This window comes from Colwellia sp. KS18-150, from assembly GCF_057551365.1.
This window is the reverse complement of record NZ_BAAJMC010000002.1, coordinates 526,472-543,569: the sequence shown is the minus strand read 5'-3', so window position 1 is coordinate 543,569 and position 17,098 is coordinate 526,472. Positions and strand designations below refer to the sequence as shown.

General features: G+C 39.1%; 11 protein-coding genes. 6 read left to right on the top strand and 5 right to left on the bottom strand.

Annotated features, from left to right (window positions below):
• Nucleotides 1-783: Tll0287-like domain-containing protein (locus AC27IF_RS05510; RefSeq protein ID WP_487052749.1), on the bottom strand; the 783-nt coding region annotated here is incomplete at its 3' end.
• A gap of 169 nt (nt 784-952) precedes the next feature.
• The gene (locus tag AC27IF_RS05505; protein WP_487052748.1) at nt 953-1,450 is read right to left on the bottom strand and encodes a hypothetical protein; all 498 of its coding nucleotides are present in this window, start codon (nt 1,448-1,450) and stop codon (nt 953-955) included.
• A 169-nt stretch (nt 1,451-1,619) separates the two neighbouring features.
• Here AC27IF_RS05505 and AC27IF_RS05500 point away from each other — a divergent pair, with 169 nt between their 5' ends.
• From AC27IF_RS05500 to pssA, 3 genes are all read left to right on the top strand, one after another.
• Entirely contained in the window at nt 1,620-3,668 is a 2,049-nt protein-coding gene (locus tag AC27IF_RS05500; RefSeq protein WP_487052746.1) for an oxidoreductase, read from the top strand.
• Between the two features lie 129 nt (nt 3,669-3,797).
• The gene (locus tag AC27IF_RS05495) at nt 3,798-5,744 is read left to right on the top strand and encodes a methyl-accepting chemotaxis protein (RefSeq protein WP_487052744.1); all 1,947 of its coding nucleotides are present in this window, start codon (nt 3,798-3,800) and stop codon (nt 5,742-5,744) included.
• A gap of 49 nt (nt 5,745-5,793) precedes the next feature.
• Complete coding sequence (gene pssA / locus AC27IF_RS05490) at nt 5,794-7,131, top strand: CDP-diacylglycerol--serine O-phosphatidyltransferase (RefSeq protein ID WP_487052742.1); 1,338 nt, start codon at nt 5,794-5,796, stop codon at nt 7,129-7,131.
• 25 nt (nt 7,132-7,156) lie between these two features.
• Here the strand turns inward: pssA and AC27IF_RS05485 are convergent, their stop codons facing one another.
• Nucleotides 7,157-8,737 (bottom strand): hypothetical protein, encoded by a 1,581-nt coding sequence (locus tag AC27IF_RS05485; protein ID WP_487052741.1) that lies wholly within the window; start codon nt 8,735-8,737, stop codon nt 7,157-7,159.
• Between the two features lie 106 nt (nt 8,738-8,843).
• On the bottom strand, nt 8,844-10,403 hold the full coding sequence (locus tag AC27IF_RS05480) for an amidohydrolase family protein (RefSeq protein WP_487052740.1): 1,560 nt from the start codon (nt 10,401-10,403) through the stop codon (nt 8,844-8,846).
• A gap of 120 nt (nt 10,404-10,523) precedes the next feature.
• Between AC27IF_RS05480 and AC27IF_RS05475 the strand changes: the two genes are divergently transcribed.
• Both AC27IF_RS05475 and ssb read left to right on the top strand, forming a co-directional pair.
• Nucleotides 10,524-10,922 (top strand): acyl-CoA thioesterase, encoded by a 399-nt coding sequence (locus AC27IF_RS05475; protein WP_487052738.1) that lies wholly within the window; start codon nt 10,524-10,526, stop codon nt 10,920-10,922.
• Between the two features lie 185 nt (nt 10,923-11,107).
• Nucleotides 11,108-11,788 carry a single-stranded DNA-binding protein gene (gene ssb / locus AC27IF_RS05470; protein ID WP_487052737.1) on the top strand — a complete coding sequence of 227 codons (681 nt, stop codon included), beginning with the start codon at nt 11,108-11,110 and terminating at the stop codon, nt 11,786-11,788.
• 142 nt (nt 11,789-11,930) lie between these two features.
• Here ssb and pgi read toward each other — a convergent pair whose 3' ends face one another.
• On the bottom strand, nt 11,931-13,577 hold the full coding sequence (pgi, locus tag AC27IF_RS05465; protein ID WP_487052736.1) for a glucose-6-phosphate isomerase: 1,647 nt from the start codon (nt 13,575-13,577) through the stop codon (nt 11,931-11,933).
• A 242-nt stretch (nt 13,578-13,819) separates the two neighbouring features.
• Between pgi and AC27IF_RS05460 the strand changes: the two genes are divergently transcribed.
• Nucleotides 13,820-17,032 (top strand): glycosyl hydrolase, encoded by a 3,213-nt coding sequence (locus AC27IF_RS05460; RefSeq protein WP_487052735.1) that lies wholly within the window; start codon nt 13,820-13,822, stop codon nt 17,030-17,032.
• Nucleotides 17,033-17,098 lie beyond the last annotated feature (66 nt).

The following is a 17,098-nucleotide window of genomic DNA, read 5'->3' as shown; positions in this document are numbered from 1 at the left end:
ATCTGCCATAGAAATTAAGGAGTGAGCATTTAGGGCAAATTTTTGATTTTTTAATGGTGCCATTAAACTGCGGAGCCTAGCTTGCATTTCTTTATTAAATAGCACTAATAAAATAATGAGTAGAATCACTAAGGTTATCACTAACAAAGCAATGGTTTTATAACTCGCTTGCTTGGCCCAATCTATCTGTTGGTCAATGGGGATGTTAACTTCCAAAACGCCACGAACATCTCCTAACTGCCAGCCCACTTTAGGGGTTAATGGATGAGTATTATGGCAATCTACGCATGCTTGCTCTGTTAAAATATCAGCAATCGCTACTCGTACAGTGCTAATTCCATTTATTTTTTGAGTAACTACAAAAGGCTCATTAGGGGTTAAGTTTAATTGCTGCCATGCCTGTTGTTGAAAATCATCAAGCTTTCTTTGAGCTCTGTCTGGAAATGGAAAAGCGGAATAGAGTTTAATCTTTAAATCACTTTGCTGTGATAATTCACTCAGCTCATGAATCATGGTTGCCGGTAAAGGGATGTGGTTGTTAGAGTTTTTATGATCGCTTGAGGCGTTTAATTGTTCGGTGATATTAAGCTTACTGATAACATTTTTTGTGTAGTAATTTCTTAACAATGCATATTGCTTAGCAGTATCTTTGGCAACAAAAATGGCTTCTTTTGTTGTGCTTTCTTGGAATATAACTGGCACCAGTGTACTTATTATCAATATAGCAAGAACAGTCAGTGTTAATATTTGCTTCCAAAATGACTGTAATATGTTTTTGTGCATGCATGTTTCCGTAGATAAAGGGTAATGATGTGATTAAAAATACAAATTATAAGAATGTTAACTCACTTGGTTATAACACTCAGATAAAGTTCAACGCTAAGCTTAGTCAAGCTTTAATGATTTTTCAGCTAAAGTGAATAATTTCTTTATCTTATTGATGTAGAAGATGTTACTGGATTGTTACAATATAATCATGTGACCTGTCTTTCGCAAGATTAATTTCAACATCATCATCTTGCTGTTTATCCATCAAGGCAATGCCAAGAGGAGATTTAGGAGTGATCACCGTAATAATTTGCCCGGCTAATTGACAAGTAAAGCCACCTGCAGCAGGACCAATAAATAACCATTTACGCTCTTTTAATCCGGTAGATAATTGAACTAAGGCACTGAGATCAATAGGTTTGTCGTTAATAAAGCTAACGATGTTTAATTGTTGATATGCTTGAATTTCACTTTTTAATAATTCAATTCTTCTTGATTGCCCTTCAGCTAAATAGCTGGCTTCAATAGCCAAGGTATCGTATTGAGTTTCCGCAATGCTTTCATCATCGGTTGCTTCTGCATGGGCAGCGTTCGCAGCATTAATAGCTTGATTGAGCTCTTGTTTTAACTCACTAATAATTAATGCCATCAGGGTGTTTTTATTAATCTTTGCTTGGCTCATTTTCTATTAAATATATTATTTTCAATGATCTGTATTCTACTACTATTATTGAGATAACAGTAATTCTAATTAATCAATCTGACAGGTGTCAAAATTATCTTGTAATATCGAAAAAAGGTGGGTAAATTATCAACACTGGTTTGACCAAGAAGATAAAATGAGAGCAACAATGACTGATAACAATACGGAAAATGCGTTTCCACATTTACTAGCGCCATTAGATTTAGGTTTCACGCAACTAGCCAACCGAACCTTGATGGGCTCAATGCACACAGGGTTAGAAGAAGAAAAAGGTGGTTTTGCCAAACTTGCCGCTTTTTACGAAGAGCGAGCTAAAGGCGGTGTTGGTTTGATCGTTACCGGTGGTGTCAGCCCAAATAAGCGTGGCAGAATAGCCCCTTTTGGTAGTGAGTTATCGCATTTTTGGCATGTGAATAAGCACAAGCAGGTCACTGATGCGGTACATAAATACCCAACAAAAATTTGTTTACAGCTACTACATACCGGTCGTTATGCTTATCATCCATTCAGTGTCGGCCCGAGTAAGATTAAGTCACCTATTACCCCTTTTACTCCTAAAGCAATGTCAAACAGACAAATACTGTCAACCATAAAAGATTATGCGCATGCGTCTAATTTAGCAGCCAAAGCTGGCTATGACGGTGTTGAAATTATGGGAAGTGAAGGTTATTTAATTAATCAGTTTGCTTGTTTACGCACCAATCAACGTGATGATGAATGGGGCGGCAGTATTGAAAATAGAATGCGTTTAGCCATCGAAACAATAAAAGCGGTACGTGAAAAAGTAGGCAAAAACTTTATTATTATTTTCCGCTTATCAATGTTGGATTTAGTTGAAGGGGGCAACAGTTGGGATGAAGTGGTGACTATGGCGAAAGCGGTAGAGCAAGCCGGAGCAACCTTAATTAATACTGGCATTGGTTGGCATGAAGCACGAGTGCCTACCATAGTTACTTCAGTACCAAGAGCTGCGTTCACTTGGGTTACTGAACGTATGAAAAAAGAAGTGTCTATTCCCCTCGTTACCACAAACCGTATTAATACGCCTGAAGTAGCAGAGCAGGTATTGTCATCTGGACAAGCTGATGTAGTTTCAATGGCGCGACCATTTTTAGCCGATGCTGATTTTGTGAATAAGGCGGCAGCGAATAAATCTGATGAAATCAATACATGTATTGGTTGTAACCAGGCTTGTTTAGATCATGTGTTCGAACAAAAGCGAGCGTCTTGTTTAGTTAACCCTAGAGCGTGTTATGAAACAGAGCTTAACTTTGATCAAACCAAACAAAGTAAAAAATTAGCGGTAATTGGTGCGGGGCCTGCAGGCTTAGCATTTAGTGTCTATGCCACTGAACGCGGTCATAAAGTTGAGCTGTTTGATAAAATCAGTGAAATTGGTGGCCAGTTTAATGTCGCTAAACAAATTCCCGGTAAGGAAGAGTTTTATGAAACCTTACGATACTTTAACAAACAGCTTAGTAAGCATGATATTCCTGTTCATTTAAACAGCGAGCAAAGTGCTGAGAGTTTGTTAGCGGCGGGTTTTGATGAAGTGATTTTAGCGACAGGGATCAAACCGAGAAAATTAGATATTGAAGGTATAGACCACCCTAAAGTTTTGAGTTACTTACAAGTACTACGCGATAAAGTGGCCGTAGGTCAAAAAGTCGCTGTGATTGGTGCTGGCGGTATCGGCTTTGATGTTTCAACATACCTTGCTGAGTCGGGTGAGTCTTTAACGACGAATGCAGATGAATGGTTAAGCCACTGGGGAGTTGATAAAAGTTATCAAGAGTCAGGCGCTTTAGACAATGGCAAACTTTTCGAAAAGATAGACACTAAGCGTGAAATTACTTTATTACAACGTAAAACCAGTAAAGTAGGTAAAGGCTTAGGCAAAACTTCAGGTTGGGTGCATAGAGCTAACTTAGTGAAGCACGGCGTAAATATGATGCCAGGCGTGACGTATAAATCGATTACTGATGACGGATTACTGATTGAAGTAAACGGCAAAGAACAAATGCTTGATGTTGATAACGTAGTGATTTGTGCCGGGCAAGAATCTAACCGTGATTTGCAAAACGCACTCGAAGCGGGTGGCATGAATGTGCATCTAATTGGTGGTGCTAATGTCGCTGCGGAACTTGATGCTAAACGTGCTATTCGCCAAGCGGCTGAATTAGCGATGGTTATCTAACTTTTTCACAAAAAAATATTGATTTAAAAACAAGGAAGTTTTTATTGTTATTCAGGGTCTATACTTTTAATTCGTGGCTAGCTGCATTTTGCGCTTATAGTTAAATTAAAAGACAGATGGATAATAATAATGATGGCGATATTTTCTCCTGCAATCACTTTAACCAATAAACTTGCTTTTAAAGGGAAATTTTCTTTATTAGCATTGATCTTTTATATCCCAATTGTTGCCAGTGCTTGGTGGATTGTTGCTAAACAATGGCAACAAATTAGCCAGTATGATCTCGAGATGGAAGGATTAGCGTTAGTAAACGCGACCGTTGCCGTTGAACAAAAACTACAATCGCAAGAAGCGGCAAATAACCAAGCCGGAGCACTTAGTAAGTTAGTTTTAGCAAGTCCCTTTGCTAAAGAGCTGTCAGCAGCTATTAGAGAGCTAAACGGTATACTTGCATCAAAAGATGACTCATTAAGTGCCTATCAGCAACGATCATTATTATTTGAGCAAACATTAGCTTTTAGAGAAAATGTTGCCGCTTACAGTGGTTTAAGCCGTGAAAGTCAAACCAGTGCTTTTTATTTGTCCAGTATGGTGGTTCAGGGTTTTCCGGCATTAATTGAGTATTTATCTAGAACGGGTGAACTGACAGCAAGTATTATCAACAATGATGGATTTACTGCCGAGAGTTACACCTTATTAGTCGCTTTAGATAAGCGTTTAGATGAGTTACAACTACATTTGAGTAAAGCGAATGAACAGCTATTGCGTGTTGATGAGCAATGGACAAAAAACTATAAAAGCCGCTTTCAAGATATTGCCACTGCGATTGATGACTATCAACAAGCATTACGCACTAAGGTTATTGCCCCAGATAGTATTGAATGGCAACTTTCACAAGCTCAAGCAGCACTAGCACCATCACAACAACTCCTAGCAACTTTGTCACAGCAAAGCAGTGCTTTATTAAAAGAGAAGCTGCAAACGATTCGTGATAGTAGCTTGTGGGCGTTAGTGTGGTTAAGCACCATCCTATTGGGCACAGCAATTATTACCGCCTTTTTACTGGTGGTGATCTATTTATCCATTAAACAAAATGTAGAGGCTATTAACCAAGCCTCATCACGACTAGAGCAAGGAGACTTTACTCAAGCCATTGAATTTAATTCACAAGATGAATTAGGCGATGTTGCGGCTAAATTTAATCAGATGCAGCACAAGATACATCAATTACTTATACAGTTTACTCAAGAGGTTCAACAATTAGAATTAGCTGCGAATAATATTAATGATTTATCTGATGTGATGACAGAAAGCTTAGCGAGCCAACAAGAAAATACGCACAATGTGGTCGATGCGATAAAACAAGTCAGTGACTCGGTCACTGTTATTTCACAAAGTACTGAAAGTGCTAGTCATATCACAGGACAAGCGAGTGAAAATGTGATTCAAGGGCAAAATGTCATCAGTGAAACAACGACGGTTATTAACAAAATATCACAAGAAGTGAATGACTCGGCAATGGTAATAAATGAGCTAGCAGGTTTTAGTAATGATATTGGTGAATTTGTTAATGTCATCAGAGGTATTGCGGATCAAACAAACTTATTAGCATTAAACGCCGCTATTGAGGCGGCACGAGCCGGTGAGCAGGGACGAGGGTTTGCGGTTGTCGCTGATGAAGTACGTACCTTGGCAAGTCGAACACAAGACTCTACCGCAGAAATTCAGCGTATTATCGAACAGTTACAGCAAGGGGCTCAAAAGTCTGTTGAAGTGATGAATTTAGGGGTTGCTCAAGCGGAAAACGGCGTAGAAAAAACCCAGCAAGTTACCGAAACTTTCCTTGAAGTGACGCAAAATGTTGCTGATATTGTTAATGGCTCAGAGCAAGTGTCGGTAGCGGTAAATCAACAAAGCCAAATGGTGGCTAATATAGAAAGCCATACGGCGAATATCGCTGACGGTGCCGATAAAGTCATGCAAGGGGCGCAAGATGCGGCTCATGCGGGCAAACACTTATTGCAGCTTGCTGATAACTTGTCACAACAATTAGCAAAATTTACTTTAGAAAAATAGAAACTGACGTATACTGCTGCAAACATGTTTACAGTTAAGATCTACCGCTTTGACCTTTAAAATGAATAATTTGATCGTTAGTAATGCCGATATTGAAGTTTATTCAACGCCCAAAGAATACAAACAGCAATTATTATCTTTAATTGCTAATGCGAAACAGCGAATTTATATTACCGCGCTTTATTTACAAGATGATGACGCAGGAAGAGAAATACTGCATGCCTTGTATCAAGCCAAAGGTAAAAATCCTGACTTAACCATTAAAGTTTTTGTTGATTTTCATCGTGGCCAACGAGGCTTGATTGGTGAAAAAGAAAGTTTAGGTAATCGTGCTATCTACCTTGAATTAGCACAACAATATCAGCAAAGTATCGACATTTACGGTATTGGTGTTAAACGCAAAGAATTGTTTGGCGTTTTGCATTTAAAAGGTATGGTTTTTGATGATTCGGTTTTTTATACCGGCGCAAGCATTAATGATATTTATATGCAGCAAGGCGACAGATACCGTCTGGATAGATACTATCAATTAAACTCGTCAACACTGGCGAATAGCTTTTGCCAATACTTAACCGTGACTTTTGTACAATCACAACTTGCGCCACTATTAAACCAAGTAGAGTTACCAAGTCCTAGTCAGCAAAAAAGAAATATTATTGCTTTAAAGTCTTTGCTAAAAAAATCAGCTTATCAATTACTGGGTGAAAGTAATAAGCAGTCAACTATTGTGACTGACCCTATTTCTATCACACCATTAATTGGTTATGGCCGTCGTAAAAATCGCTTGAATAAAGTGATCCGTAAAACCATAAAACGCAGTGAAAATAAGCTCACTATTTTCACTCCGTATTTTAACTTGCCACCTGTGTTAGCTCGCGATGTTATTAATGCATTAAAACGTGGCGTTAGCATTACTTTGGTGGTGGGTGATAAAACGGCCAATGATTTTTATATTGCGGATGAGGCTTCGTTTAGCACTATTGGTATTGTGCCTTATATTTACGAAATGTTATTAAAGCGCTTTGTAAAACGTTATCAGCACTTTATTGACCAAGGTTTATTATCTGTGCACTTATGGCAACATGATGACAATAGCTTTCATTTAAAAGGCATTATCAGTGATGAACGTTATCACTTATTAACAGGGAGTAATTTAAACCCCCGTGCTTGGGCATTGGATTTAGAAAATGGCTTGTTACTTGATGACCCTTCTAAATTATTGATGGATAAAGTAACTCCAGAATTACTCGCTATTATGAAACATACTAAGCAAGTGCATCATTATGATGATCTTGATGGCGTGGGTGACTATCCGGAAAAACCGCAGAAATTACTTAAAAAAATTTGCTTTGCCCAAATTGACCGTATTCTAAAACGCTTTTTGTAATCTATTTTTTGTTTTTTTAAACGCTTTAAAAGGACTGCTTCGCTTCCACCCTGATTTCAAATTTATCCAAGTCAGGGTTATCGCTTTGCGGAAAAGCAAAGTCGACGTGAATGACTTGATGGCTGCCACTTGAGTGGGGAGAATATAGCCGAGCACCAAGGCCTATTGAATATAACCAAGTATTTTCGATATTTTCAATGGGTGAGTCACCAAAAGTTCTGCCACTATCGAAGAAAGCAGCACCGGCAAGATCAAATAGTTTAAATAAATTTATTTCAGGGTAATAGCGTATTTCACTGGTCAGTTTAACGCTATGTTCACCATGTTGGTATTGCAATGGAAAGCCGCGCAAACCCGTGTTACCACCAATATTGACTGGCTTGTCTAAGTATTGATTGTGGCTAAGCACATTAACGTTATTTAGATAAAACCCCCATGCTTTGGTAAATCGATAAAAGTATTCACTGTTTAATGTCATTAAAAAGCGTTGCTGATCGCTTGCGTAGATATCCCCTTCAAGGTTGAGGCTCATGAGCAAGAGCGCGTCATCATGCAATTCAAAACCTTTATTTACCTTGCCTTGAAATAACGCCCATGCTGCGTTTTCTTTACTGCCATCACTAAAACCCAAGCGTCCGTTAAACTGCCAGCCGTGGTTAAAGTCTTCAATTTGAGTGATTAGGTGAATATTGGTGAGTAATTTGAAATCTTTCTCAAGGTAATCGACCCCAAGCCATGGGTAAAGAAATTCTCTATCTTGTGGTAAATATTGATTAGGATAATCGTTATTAGGGTCAGCAACCTCTGAAAATTTATCATAATCTTGAGTAATACCCAGATGATATCTCAATAGGCTTTCATTATTATTATAACCTAACCAAGCATAATCTAAGGTTTTATAGCTGATTTCATGACTGTAAATTGCTTGCTCATCACCATTTTGAAAAATGGTGTCATTGCGTTTTTCTTCATTAAAGCCAATGTTATAGGCAGTGTTGGTATGAAAACCCGCGAAATGTTTTTGTAAATAGAGAGACTTTTGCGTGCCGTCATCATTATCGGCAAATCTTAATTTTAACTCAGTATTTTTCATAGAAAACAAAGGCACAGATGTTTTCACTTTGTAGCCACTGCGTTGTGAATTTTTATAAGACTCTAACTCAGCATCAATACCTAGCCCGAGTAAGTTTCGCTCTTTAATACCAAAACTGTATTTACTTTCACCACCCTGACGGCCAAAACTGATTGTCGGCAAAAGTGACCAGTTATCCCAAGTGGTAACGGTAATTTTTTCCATGCTTTCATCGGCAGTGACTTTTGCATCTCTCAAGTATTTTCTACTGCGTAAATGGCGCTCTAGCTCGGCTAAGTCAGCATAGTTTTTTTCGCATTTATCAATAAAAAATACCGCCTCGTTTTCGAGGGTAATTATCTTAGTATCAATATGAATGGCATTTGCCCAACGATGTAAAAATATGATCCCCGGCTCAGACTCATCAAAAATAGTATTTGGCTTAAACGTGACGGTTTGTGGCTGAGTTGAACAAGTTTCCTCTTGTGCATAGGTGAGGGCAGGTATGTTACTTGTTAAGGTAACAAGTAACATTAGGGTAAATAGTGAAGGAGTTTTTTTACGGCAAATTAATATAGTGAGCTCCTTTTATTTTTTATTGAGCGCTATAATTAACTATAGCGCTAAACAAAAGTTTTTTTTAATTTTTGGCTTCTTTAACGATTTCTCTTACATCAGCTAACAGTGCTTTGGCATCAAAAATAATCCCGTCTTTGATGGTGTAGTTTACACCGCCAACACGGGTTGGCTTATTATCTGCGCTTAATCGAAAGTGTCCGGTACCGTAAAGTACTTTGAGATTTCGTAGTGGATTTTCATTTACCACGACTAAATCGGCTTTTTTTCCGACGCGTATTGAGCCTATCTCATTGTCCATGCCTAATGCTTCAGCACCGTTAATGGTTGCCGCTTGAATCACTTCTAAAGCATTGAATCCGGCTTCTCTGAGTAACTCTAATTCACGAATATAGCTAAAGCCGTAAATTTTAAAAATATAACCTGAATCTGAGCCAGCGGTTACCCGACCCCCATGATTTTTATAATCATTGAGAAAACTCATCCATAGTTGATAGTTTTTCTTCCAAGCAATTTCATCATCTGTTGTCCAATCAAACCAATATGAGCCATGCGCGTATCGGTTAGGTTGGAAGAAATTCCATAAGGTTGGTAATGTGTAATCTTCATGCCAGTCGGCGTTCATATCACGCATTAAATCTCGGCTGGCCTCATAGATAGTTAAGGTTGGATCAAGGGTAAAGTCTAACGCTAATAATTCATCTCGTACTGATTGCCATTTTTCGCTGCCTTTTTGGGCCGCTTGCAGCCATAGGCGTCCGGCTTCACCAAACCTGTCTTGTTCGTTGTTATAGTTATAGTCAGGTGAATAATTTTGAATATGCTGATGTTCAAATAAAGCCTCAGGTAAACCATACCAGTGCTCCATAGTGGTTAGGCCTAATCGAGCAGAATCAACCACATTCATATTTGTCACATCAAGTTGCGCATGATGCATCATGCTACCTAAACCTAGTTTTTTCGCTTCGGTTAGTGCTGCTTTCATAATTTCAGGAGGCTCGCCAAAAAACTTAATGCCTTTAGCACCTTTGTTTGCAATTGATTTAACCCAGCTTTTCGCTTGTTTTGGGGTTGTGATAGGTTCATCTAAGCCTAAACCAAAAACGAAGTACGGGATAATACGTGGTGCGACAATAGTATTTTTTTCACTACGTTTAACGTGATTCATTACCCAAGGAATACCATTAAAACTACCGGGCTCACGTACGGTAGTAATACCGTGAGCTAACCATAATTTGAAAACATATTCAGCAGGAATATTGTCAGCACTTCCGCCAATATGTCCGTGCATCTCAATAAATCCCGGTAATACATATTGCCCTTCAATATTTACTTCTTTATCACCTTTTCTGGCAACGGGTCTATGTGTGGAAAGTATGGGAACACCAGGGTTACCCACACTCACTATTTGAGTAATACGATCATTTTCGATAATAATATCCATGGGGCCACGAGCAGGGGCTCCTTCTCCTGATATTACAGTACCGCCACGTAAAATTAAGCGTTTATACGGCCCATCACCTGTTACTCTGTCAGGGGCTGATTTATCACCTTTAGCATAAGCACTTGAACTGTTCACTAGCAGAGACACGATAACACTGAGCAATAGGATTATTTTATTCATAAACAACTTCTTAAATGGGGTTTGTTAAAGGGAGTTAAAGTTATAAACAAGAGCTGATTTTTATAAAAACTAACGTTACTATAGCCCTTATTATCTAATAAATGTAGAGAAAAACGTTATATGTATACTCAATCACTTATGCCGAGATTTAGTGACACCGATGCATTAGGTCACATTAATAACACCATAGTACCCATATGGTTTGAAGGAGCACGTGAGCCGATTTTTAAATTATTTACCCCCGATTTAAATCCTAAAGATTGGCATTTGATCATTGCTAAAATAGAAGTTAATTACCATGGACAAATATTTTATGGCCAAACGATTGAAGTGAGAACATTTGTTAGCCGCGTTGGTGGCGCATCTTTTGATGTTTATCAAGAGCTATGGCAGCACGGTGAAAAGTGTGCTTCGGGTACCGCAGCTATGGTGCATTTCGATTATCCAACACAAAAGTCTAAAAAACTGCCTGATAATATTCGTGAGCAATTGTTGGAACACCGCTATAACGAGGCCTAGTTTTGGTAACTAAATTGATATAAATCAGCAAGCTAAAATAAATAGTTTTTTTAATAAAAAAAGAGTGATAAATCTTCTCATTATCTATAGAATTGTTCTCTTAAATAAAATTTTTCAATTACAAAAATGAGCCTGTTTTAACGACAATAAATGTTCATTTTTGCGCACAATCAATAGGATTTTTCATGGCAGGTGTAAATAAAGTAATTATCGTTGGTAACTTAGGTAAAGATCCTGAGGTACGTTTTATGCCAAATGGTGGAGCAGTCGCTAATATTACTGTGGCAACATCAGATACATGGAAAGATAAGCAAAGTGGTGAGCAAAAAGAGAAAACTGAATGGCACCGTGTAGTGATGTTTGGGAAATTAGCTGAAATTGCTGGTGAATATCTGAAAAAAGGCTCAAAAGTATACCTTGAAGGGCAATTACAAACACGTAAGTGGACTAATCAGCAAGGCCAAGATCAATACACGACAGAAATCGTTCTACAAGGTTTTAACGGTGTTATGCAAATGTTAGATGGTAAATCATCTGGTCAAGGTGGCTTCCAAGGTCAACAGCAAGGTGGTGGCTTCCAAGCTCAGCAACAAGCTCCACAACAGCAAGGTGGTTTTGCCGCTCAAAGTCAACCTGCGGCGCAGCAGCAAGGTGGCTTCCAAGCTCAACAGCAAGCTCCTCAACAGTCATATAACAAACCTGCTCAACAGCAAGGCGGTTTTTCTGCAAATCAGCAGGGACAGCAGCAACAAGGTGGTTATCAGCAACAGCAAGGTGGATTTTCACAACAAGGGCAGCAACAGCAAGCACCTAAAGTAAACCCACAAGAGCCATCAATTGATTTTGATGATGATATTCCTTTCTAGGATTTCGGTTGTTCTTTTATAAAGACTTCTTAGAATAAATTATATAAAGCCTCGTAATTACGAGGCTTTTTTGTTTCAGTAGAAAATGTAAGGAGAAAGTATCAATTAAATCAATAATAATTGATAAGGTTTAGCGCTTATTTTATCGAGATAAATTATTTTTATAAAATTCAATCAAGCCAGCAGTAGAGCTATCGAGCGATGTATTCACCTTGGTTGATTGAAGCTCTGTTTCAATACTATTTGCTAAGCTCTTACCTAACTCTACTCCCCATTGGTCAAAGGAACATATTTGTAAAATAATACCCTGTACAAATATTTTGTGTTCATACAAGGCTATCAAGCTACCAATGGTACGCGGTGATATACGCTTCATTAATATACTATTAGTTGGACGGTTTCCCTTATGAACTTTATGTGGCGCAACATTATTTATGTAATCAGGTAGGCGACCTTTCGCGGTTAAATCAGCACGCACTTGCTCTTCATCGACTCCTTGCATTAAGGCTTGTGTTTGAGCGAAGTAGTTTGCAATTAAGGTTTGATGGTGTCCTTTTACGGGCGTGACACTTTCAACCGAGCCAATAAAGTCAGCTGGGACAATATTATTACTTTGATGTAAGTACTGATAAAAGGCATGTTGACCATTAATGCCGACTTCACCCCAGATAGTAGGGACAGTTGGATAATCAATTTCTACCCCATCCCAAGTTACGGACTTTCCATTACTCTCCATCTCTGCTTGTTGCATGTAAGCTGACAACATATGTAGTGATTGGTCATACGGTAGAATTGCTTGTGATTGTGCGCCTAAAAAGGTGCAGTTCCAAATACTGAGTAACGCTAAAATAACCGGTGCATTTTCTGTTAGCGGTGCATTACAAAAATGGTTATCAATCTCATGAGCGCCATCAAGTAATTCTAAAAACTTTTCAAATCCTAAATCCAAAGCAATAGGTAAACCAATGGCTGACCATAAAGAAAATCGACCACCGACCCAATCCCACATATCAAAGATATTATCTTCATCTATACCAAAGGCCGTTGCGTTTTCTTTATTGGCACTAACTGCAACAAAGTGCTTGGCTACAGCTTTATCATCAAATGAAGCCGATGTAAGCCATTTAACTGCGGTTCGGGCATTAGTCATGGTTTCAGCGGTAGTAAAGGTTTTACTGGAAATTATGAACAAGACAGTTTCGGGCGTTAATGGGCGCAGTACTTCAGCAATCTGTGTACCATCAACATTTGAAACATAGTGCATATTCAAGCTATGGTCGCTGTATTGTTTTAACGCTTCAGTAACCATTTGTGGGCCTAAATTTGAGCCCCCAACACCTATGCTAACAATATCGGTAATACGTTTGCCGGAATACCCTAGCCACTTTCCTTGACGTACATTAGCACTAAAGTCTTTCATCTTATGTAAGGCGCTTTCTACATCTTCGGTGATATTGTGACCTTCTAACATAATAGGAGTTGAGCTACGATTTCTTAGGGCTGTATGTAAAACGGCTCTGTCTTCAGTTTTATTAATTCGCTCACCGTTGAACATTTTTGCTCGCCAGCTTTCTAGTTCGCAATCCTTAGCTAGTGTGATGAGTTTGTCAAAGGTGTCTTTGGTGATCAGATTTTTAGAGTAATCGAGTAAAAAGGCCGGTAATTGAATAGAAAATCTGCTAAAACGTTGTGGGTCAGCAGCAAACAAGTCATTCATATGAGTATTATTCATTTGAAGAACTTGTGCATTTAGCTGTTGCCAGCTAGGTAATTTTGTACGTGTGTTCATGTCATTCCTCCAAGATATCTTGATAAATAATTGTGCTGATGAAAACTATTTGAAATTTACTATTGTAAAATCAAATAAATTCATTTAAATTGTCTAAAGTGTAAATAATTGTACCGGTTCATTCTTGTTAATAAAAGGGGTTCCGGTTTTTAATTGCTAAATAAGTGAACCGGTTCATTTTGATGGCTGCATAGAATAAATAATAATTAAAAAATAGCTGTGGAGATACTAAGAGGTGTATTATGAATAAAAAACTAAATTTAAAAACGGTTAGCACAATATTGCTAGCGACAACATTATCAGGGGGACTCGCTGGTTGTGTTGAAGAGAAAACACTTAATACTGATACAGTGGTGTATGAACCTGAGGAAAGACCATTAGGTGTTCTCGCCGGCGAAGGCGCTGAATATGAACCTGGCTCAACAGTTGTTTTATCAGGCCGCTTGGTGGGTACTGTTTCAGGTCAAACTGTACTATGGTCACAAACAAGTGGTACTCCGATAGAAGGTGTCGAGGATTGGACTGAAGCTGAAATTAGTTTTACTGCACCTGATGTTATCGGTATTGAAGGTTTTACTTTTCAAATAGCGGCGTTGGAAAGCGATGGTAGTGCGGCGGTTGATAGTGACGGTAACCCGATAGTGGATGAAACTGAAATTGTAGTTTTTGATCCTGCTACCAAAGTATTTTATCAAATTGAAGATGAAAGCGTTGCTGAACTGATATCTGTCGAAATTTGTTCTTCAGGAGAAGACTGTTACTTAACAGGAGCATCTGGCGAGCATACTAAAGATTTTACCCCTGGCGCTGCAGTTAAATATACCATCGACTCTGAAGAAGAAGCTTTTGTTACTCTATATGGTGCATTCGGTATACCATCTAGTTATGGTAATAAAAATGCGCTTGTTTCAGTCAATGGCGTTGAAACTGAAATTGTTCTTGAAGCGACAGGTAGTTTTTCAGAATATCGAATTGGCATTGTTAAACTTAATGCCGGTGAAAACATCATTGAAGTGGGTGGAGGTTGGAATTACTACCGTTTAGATTATTTAATGACGGTACCAGCAGCTCAGCCTGCAGGCCCTTTACCGGTAGCACCCGATCTAATCAATGAAAATGCTTCACAAGAAGCGCAAGAACTCATGGTATTCCTAACGGAAAACTACGGAATGTCTACCTTAACGGGACAAACTGAATTCCCTAGAAAGGAAGGCGATAGTTTTCCGCTAACCGAGTTTGACAAAATAGTTTCTGCAACAGGTGATGATGCACCCAGCATTGTTGCTTTTGACTATATGAATTTCTCATCTTCACATACAGGTGATGATTATGATGGCTTAACTGAGTCTATTATTGCTGAGCATAACGAGAAAAATATCGTTGTTTCAGCGTTATACCATTGGCGTGCTCCAAGTGCTAATCATAATGCTGAAGGTGCATTTTATACTAAGGATACCGATTTCGATCTAGCGGCTGCATTAGCTGATACTAATAGCGCAGAATACGCAGAATTACTTACTGATATTGATATAGTCGCCGCTGAATTACAAAAGTTAGAAGATGCGGGTATACCTGTATTGTGGCGTCCTTTGCATGAAGCTGAAGGCGCTTGGTTCTGGTGGGGAGCGAAAGGCTCAAGTGCTTTGAAAGAGCTTTGGATTTTGATGCATGATCGCATGACCAATCATCATGGTTTAGATAATCTTATTTGGTTATTTACTCACACACAATCATTAAGTGAAGACTGGTATCCAGGTGACATGTATGTAGATATTGTTGGTTACGATGGTTACGCGACACCTAAAAATGACGAGAATGCTACTTTTCAAGGGCAATATGAAACCTTGAAAGATCGTCATGATGGTCAAAAACTAGTAGCGTTAACCGAAACCGGTACCATTCCTAGTGTTGCAACAATGCATGAACAAAATGCTTGGTGGTCATTCTTCATCACTTGGAACTCTGAAATATGGAATCCAGATTCTGTTATTGGCCCTCAAGGTGCAGATCCTGCAGTTATTGATGCAAACTATGCTTTTGAAGGTGTGATCAACCTAGCTGACATCCCAGGTGGACGTGACAAGGTTGAAGCGGGGCTTTATGAAAGTTATGAAGTGAGTACTAGTAATTTTGAAGCACAAATTAACTGGAGTGGCACTACTGGAATTTCAACTTCTGATGCTTGGGCAACCAGTGGTTCAAGAGCGTTATCTTTAGTAAAAGATTTAAGTGCTGAAGCAGAAGTACCAACAGGTGTCATGTTCCAAGTTTACCCAACAGGCGGCCTTGATGTTAGCGATGTAACAAGCATTACCGTCAGTGGTAACACAATCAATGCTGGTGAAGGTACAACCATAAAGTTATTTGTTAAACATGGCGATGACTGGACATGGGCTGACAGTGGTGCAACCGCCGTTGTTGAAGGTGGCATTGAACTAACCATTGATCTTACCGAATACGATTGGTTAGCTGGTTTTGGCTTCCAAATTGAAGGCGTAGATAGTACGGCTACTGCAGCGGAATTCTATTTAGACAATGTTCGCTTAGATGATGATGTGATTTATGACTTTGAACCAGACGCTTCTGGCTTTGAAAGTCAAATTAACTGGAATCCTGTCTCAGGCATAACGGTAACAGATGATTGGTCAACAAAAGGTAATAGAGCCTTAACCTTGATTAAAGATTTAAGTGCACTTACCGACCCTACTGGCGTAATCTTTCAAACCTATCCTGAAGGTGGCATCGATGTGAGTGATATTACTACCGTTAAAGTAAGCGGTAATGCTATTGACGCAGGCGCAGGAACTACCGTGAAATTATTTGTTAAGCACGGTGGTGATTGGACTTGGGCAGATGGTGGTGCTGTTTCTATTATGGATGGTGGCGTAGAGCTAGAAGTAGATGTCTCTGACTACGATTGGTTAGCAGGGCTTGGCTTCCAATTTCAAGGTATTGATGCCGCCGCAACTGACGCACGTTTCTATCTAGATAATGTTCGTCTTGATGATAGCACTATGTATGATTTTGAGGGAACTCGAGGTTGGGAATTCCAAATAAGTTGGACACCTACCGCAGGCTTACATCTTTCAGAAGACTGGTCAGCCCAAGATAGCACTGCGTTATCGGCTAAAACAGATGCCACGGCAGATATTGTCTTCCAAGTGTATCCAAGTGGCGGATTAGTCCTAGGTGATGTTTCGACAATGAAAATCACGGTAAATGCTATCAATGCCGGTGCGGATGTTAATGCCCATATTTTCTGGAAATCACCAAGTGGTGACGAAAGTTGGCCTGCTGCAGTAGCGGTTACTGACGGTGGCGTTGAGTTAACAATCGATTTATCCGTTGATGATGTGAAAGTGAGTGAGCTGTCTGGGTTTGGTGTTCGTTTTCAAGCGCCTAATAACGTTAGCACCGATGCTCAATTCTTTATCGATAATGTCGTTTTTGAATAAACAACGTCACGTGAATATAAGTTTGTTAGGTAGGGTAGAGCAACGCTCACGCTACCTAACACCATT

Excerpts from the sequence above, each read along its gene's own strand:
- ssb (WP_487052737.1), top strand. The coding sequence starts at position 11,108 with ATGGCAGGTGTAAATAAAGTAATTATCGTTGGTAACTTAGGTAAAGAT.
- AC27IF_RS05475 (WP_487052738.1), top strand. The coding sequence starts at position 10,524 with ATGTATACTCAATCACTTATGCCGAGATTTAGTGACACCGATGCATTA.
- AC27IF_RS05500 (WP_487052746.1), top strand. The coding sequence starts at position 1,620 with ATGACTGATAACAATACGGAAAATGCGTTTCCACATTTACTAGCGCCA.
- pgi (WP_487052736.1), bottom strand. The coding sequence starts at position 13,577 with ATGAACACACGTACAAAATTACCTAGCTGGCAACAGCTAAATGCACAA.
- AC27IF_RS05480 (WP_487052740.1), bottom strand. The coding sequence starts at position 10,403 with ATGAATAAAATAATCCTATTGCTCAGTGTTATCGTGTCTCTGCTAGTG.
- AC27IF_RS05505 (WP_487052748.1), bottom strand. The coding sequence starts at position 1,450 with ATGAGCCAAGCAAAGATTAATAAAAACACCCTGATGGCATTAATTATT.
- AC27IF_RS05495 (WP_487052744.1), top strand. The coding sequence starts at position 3,798 with ATGATGGCGATATTTTCTCCTGCAATCACTTTAACCAATAAACTTGCT.
- AC27IF_RS05460 (WP_487052735.1), top strand. The coding sequence starts at position 13,820 with ATGAATAAAAAACTAAATTTAAAAACGGTTAGCACAATATTGCTAGCG.
- AC27IF_RS05485 (WP_487052741.1), bottom strand. The coding sequence starts at position 8,737 with ATGTTACTTGTTACCTTAACAAGTAACATACCTGCCCTCACCTATGCA.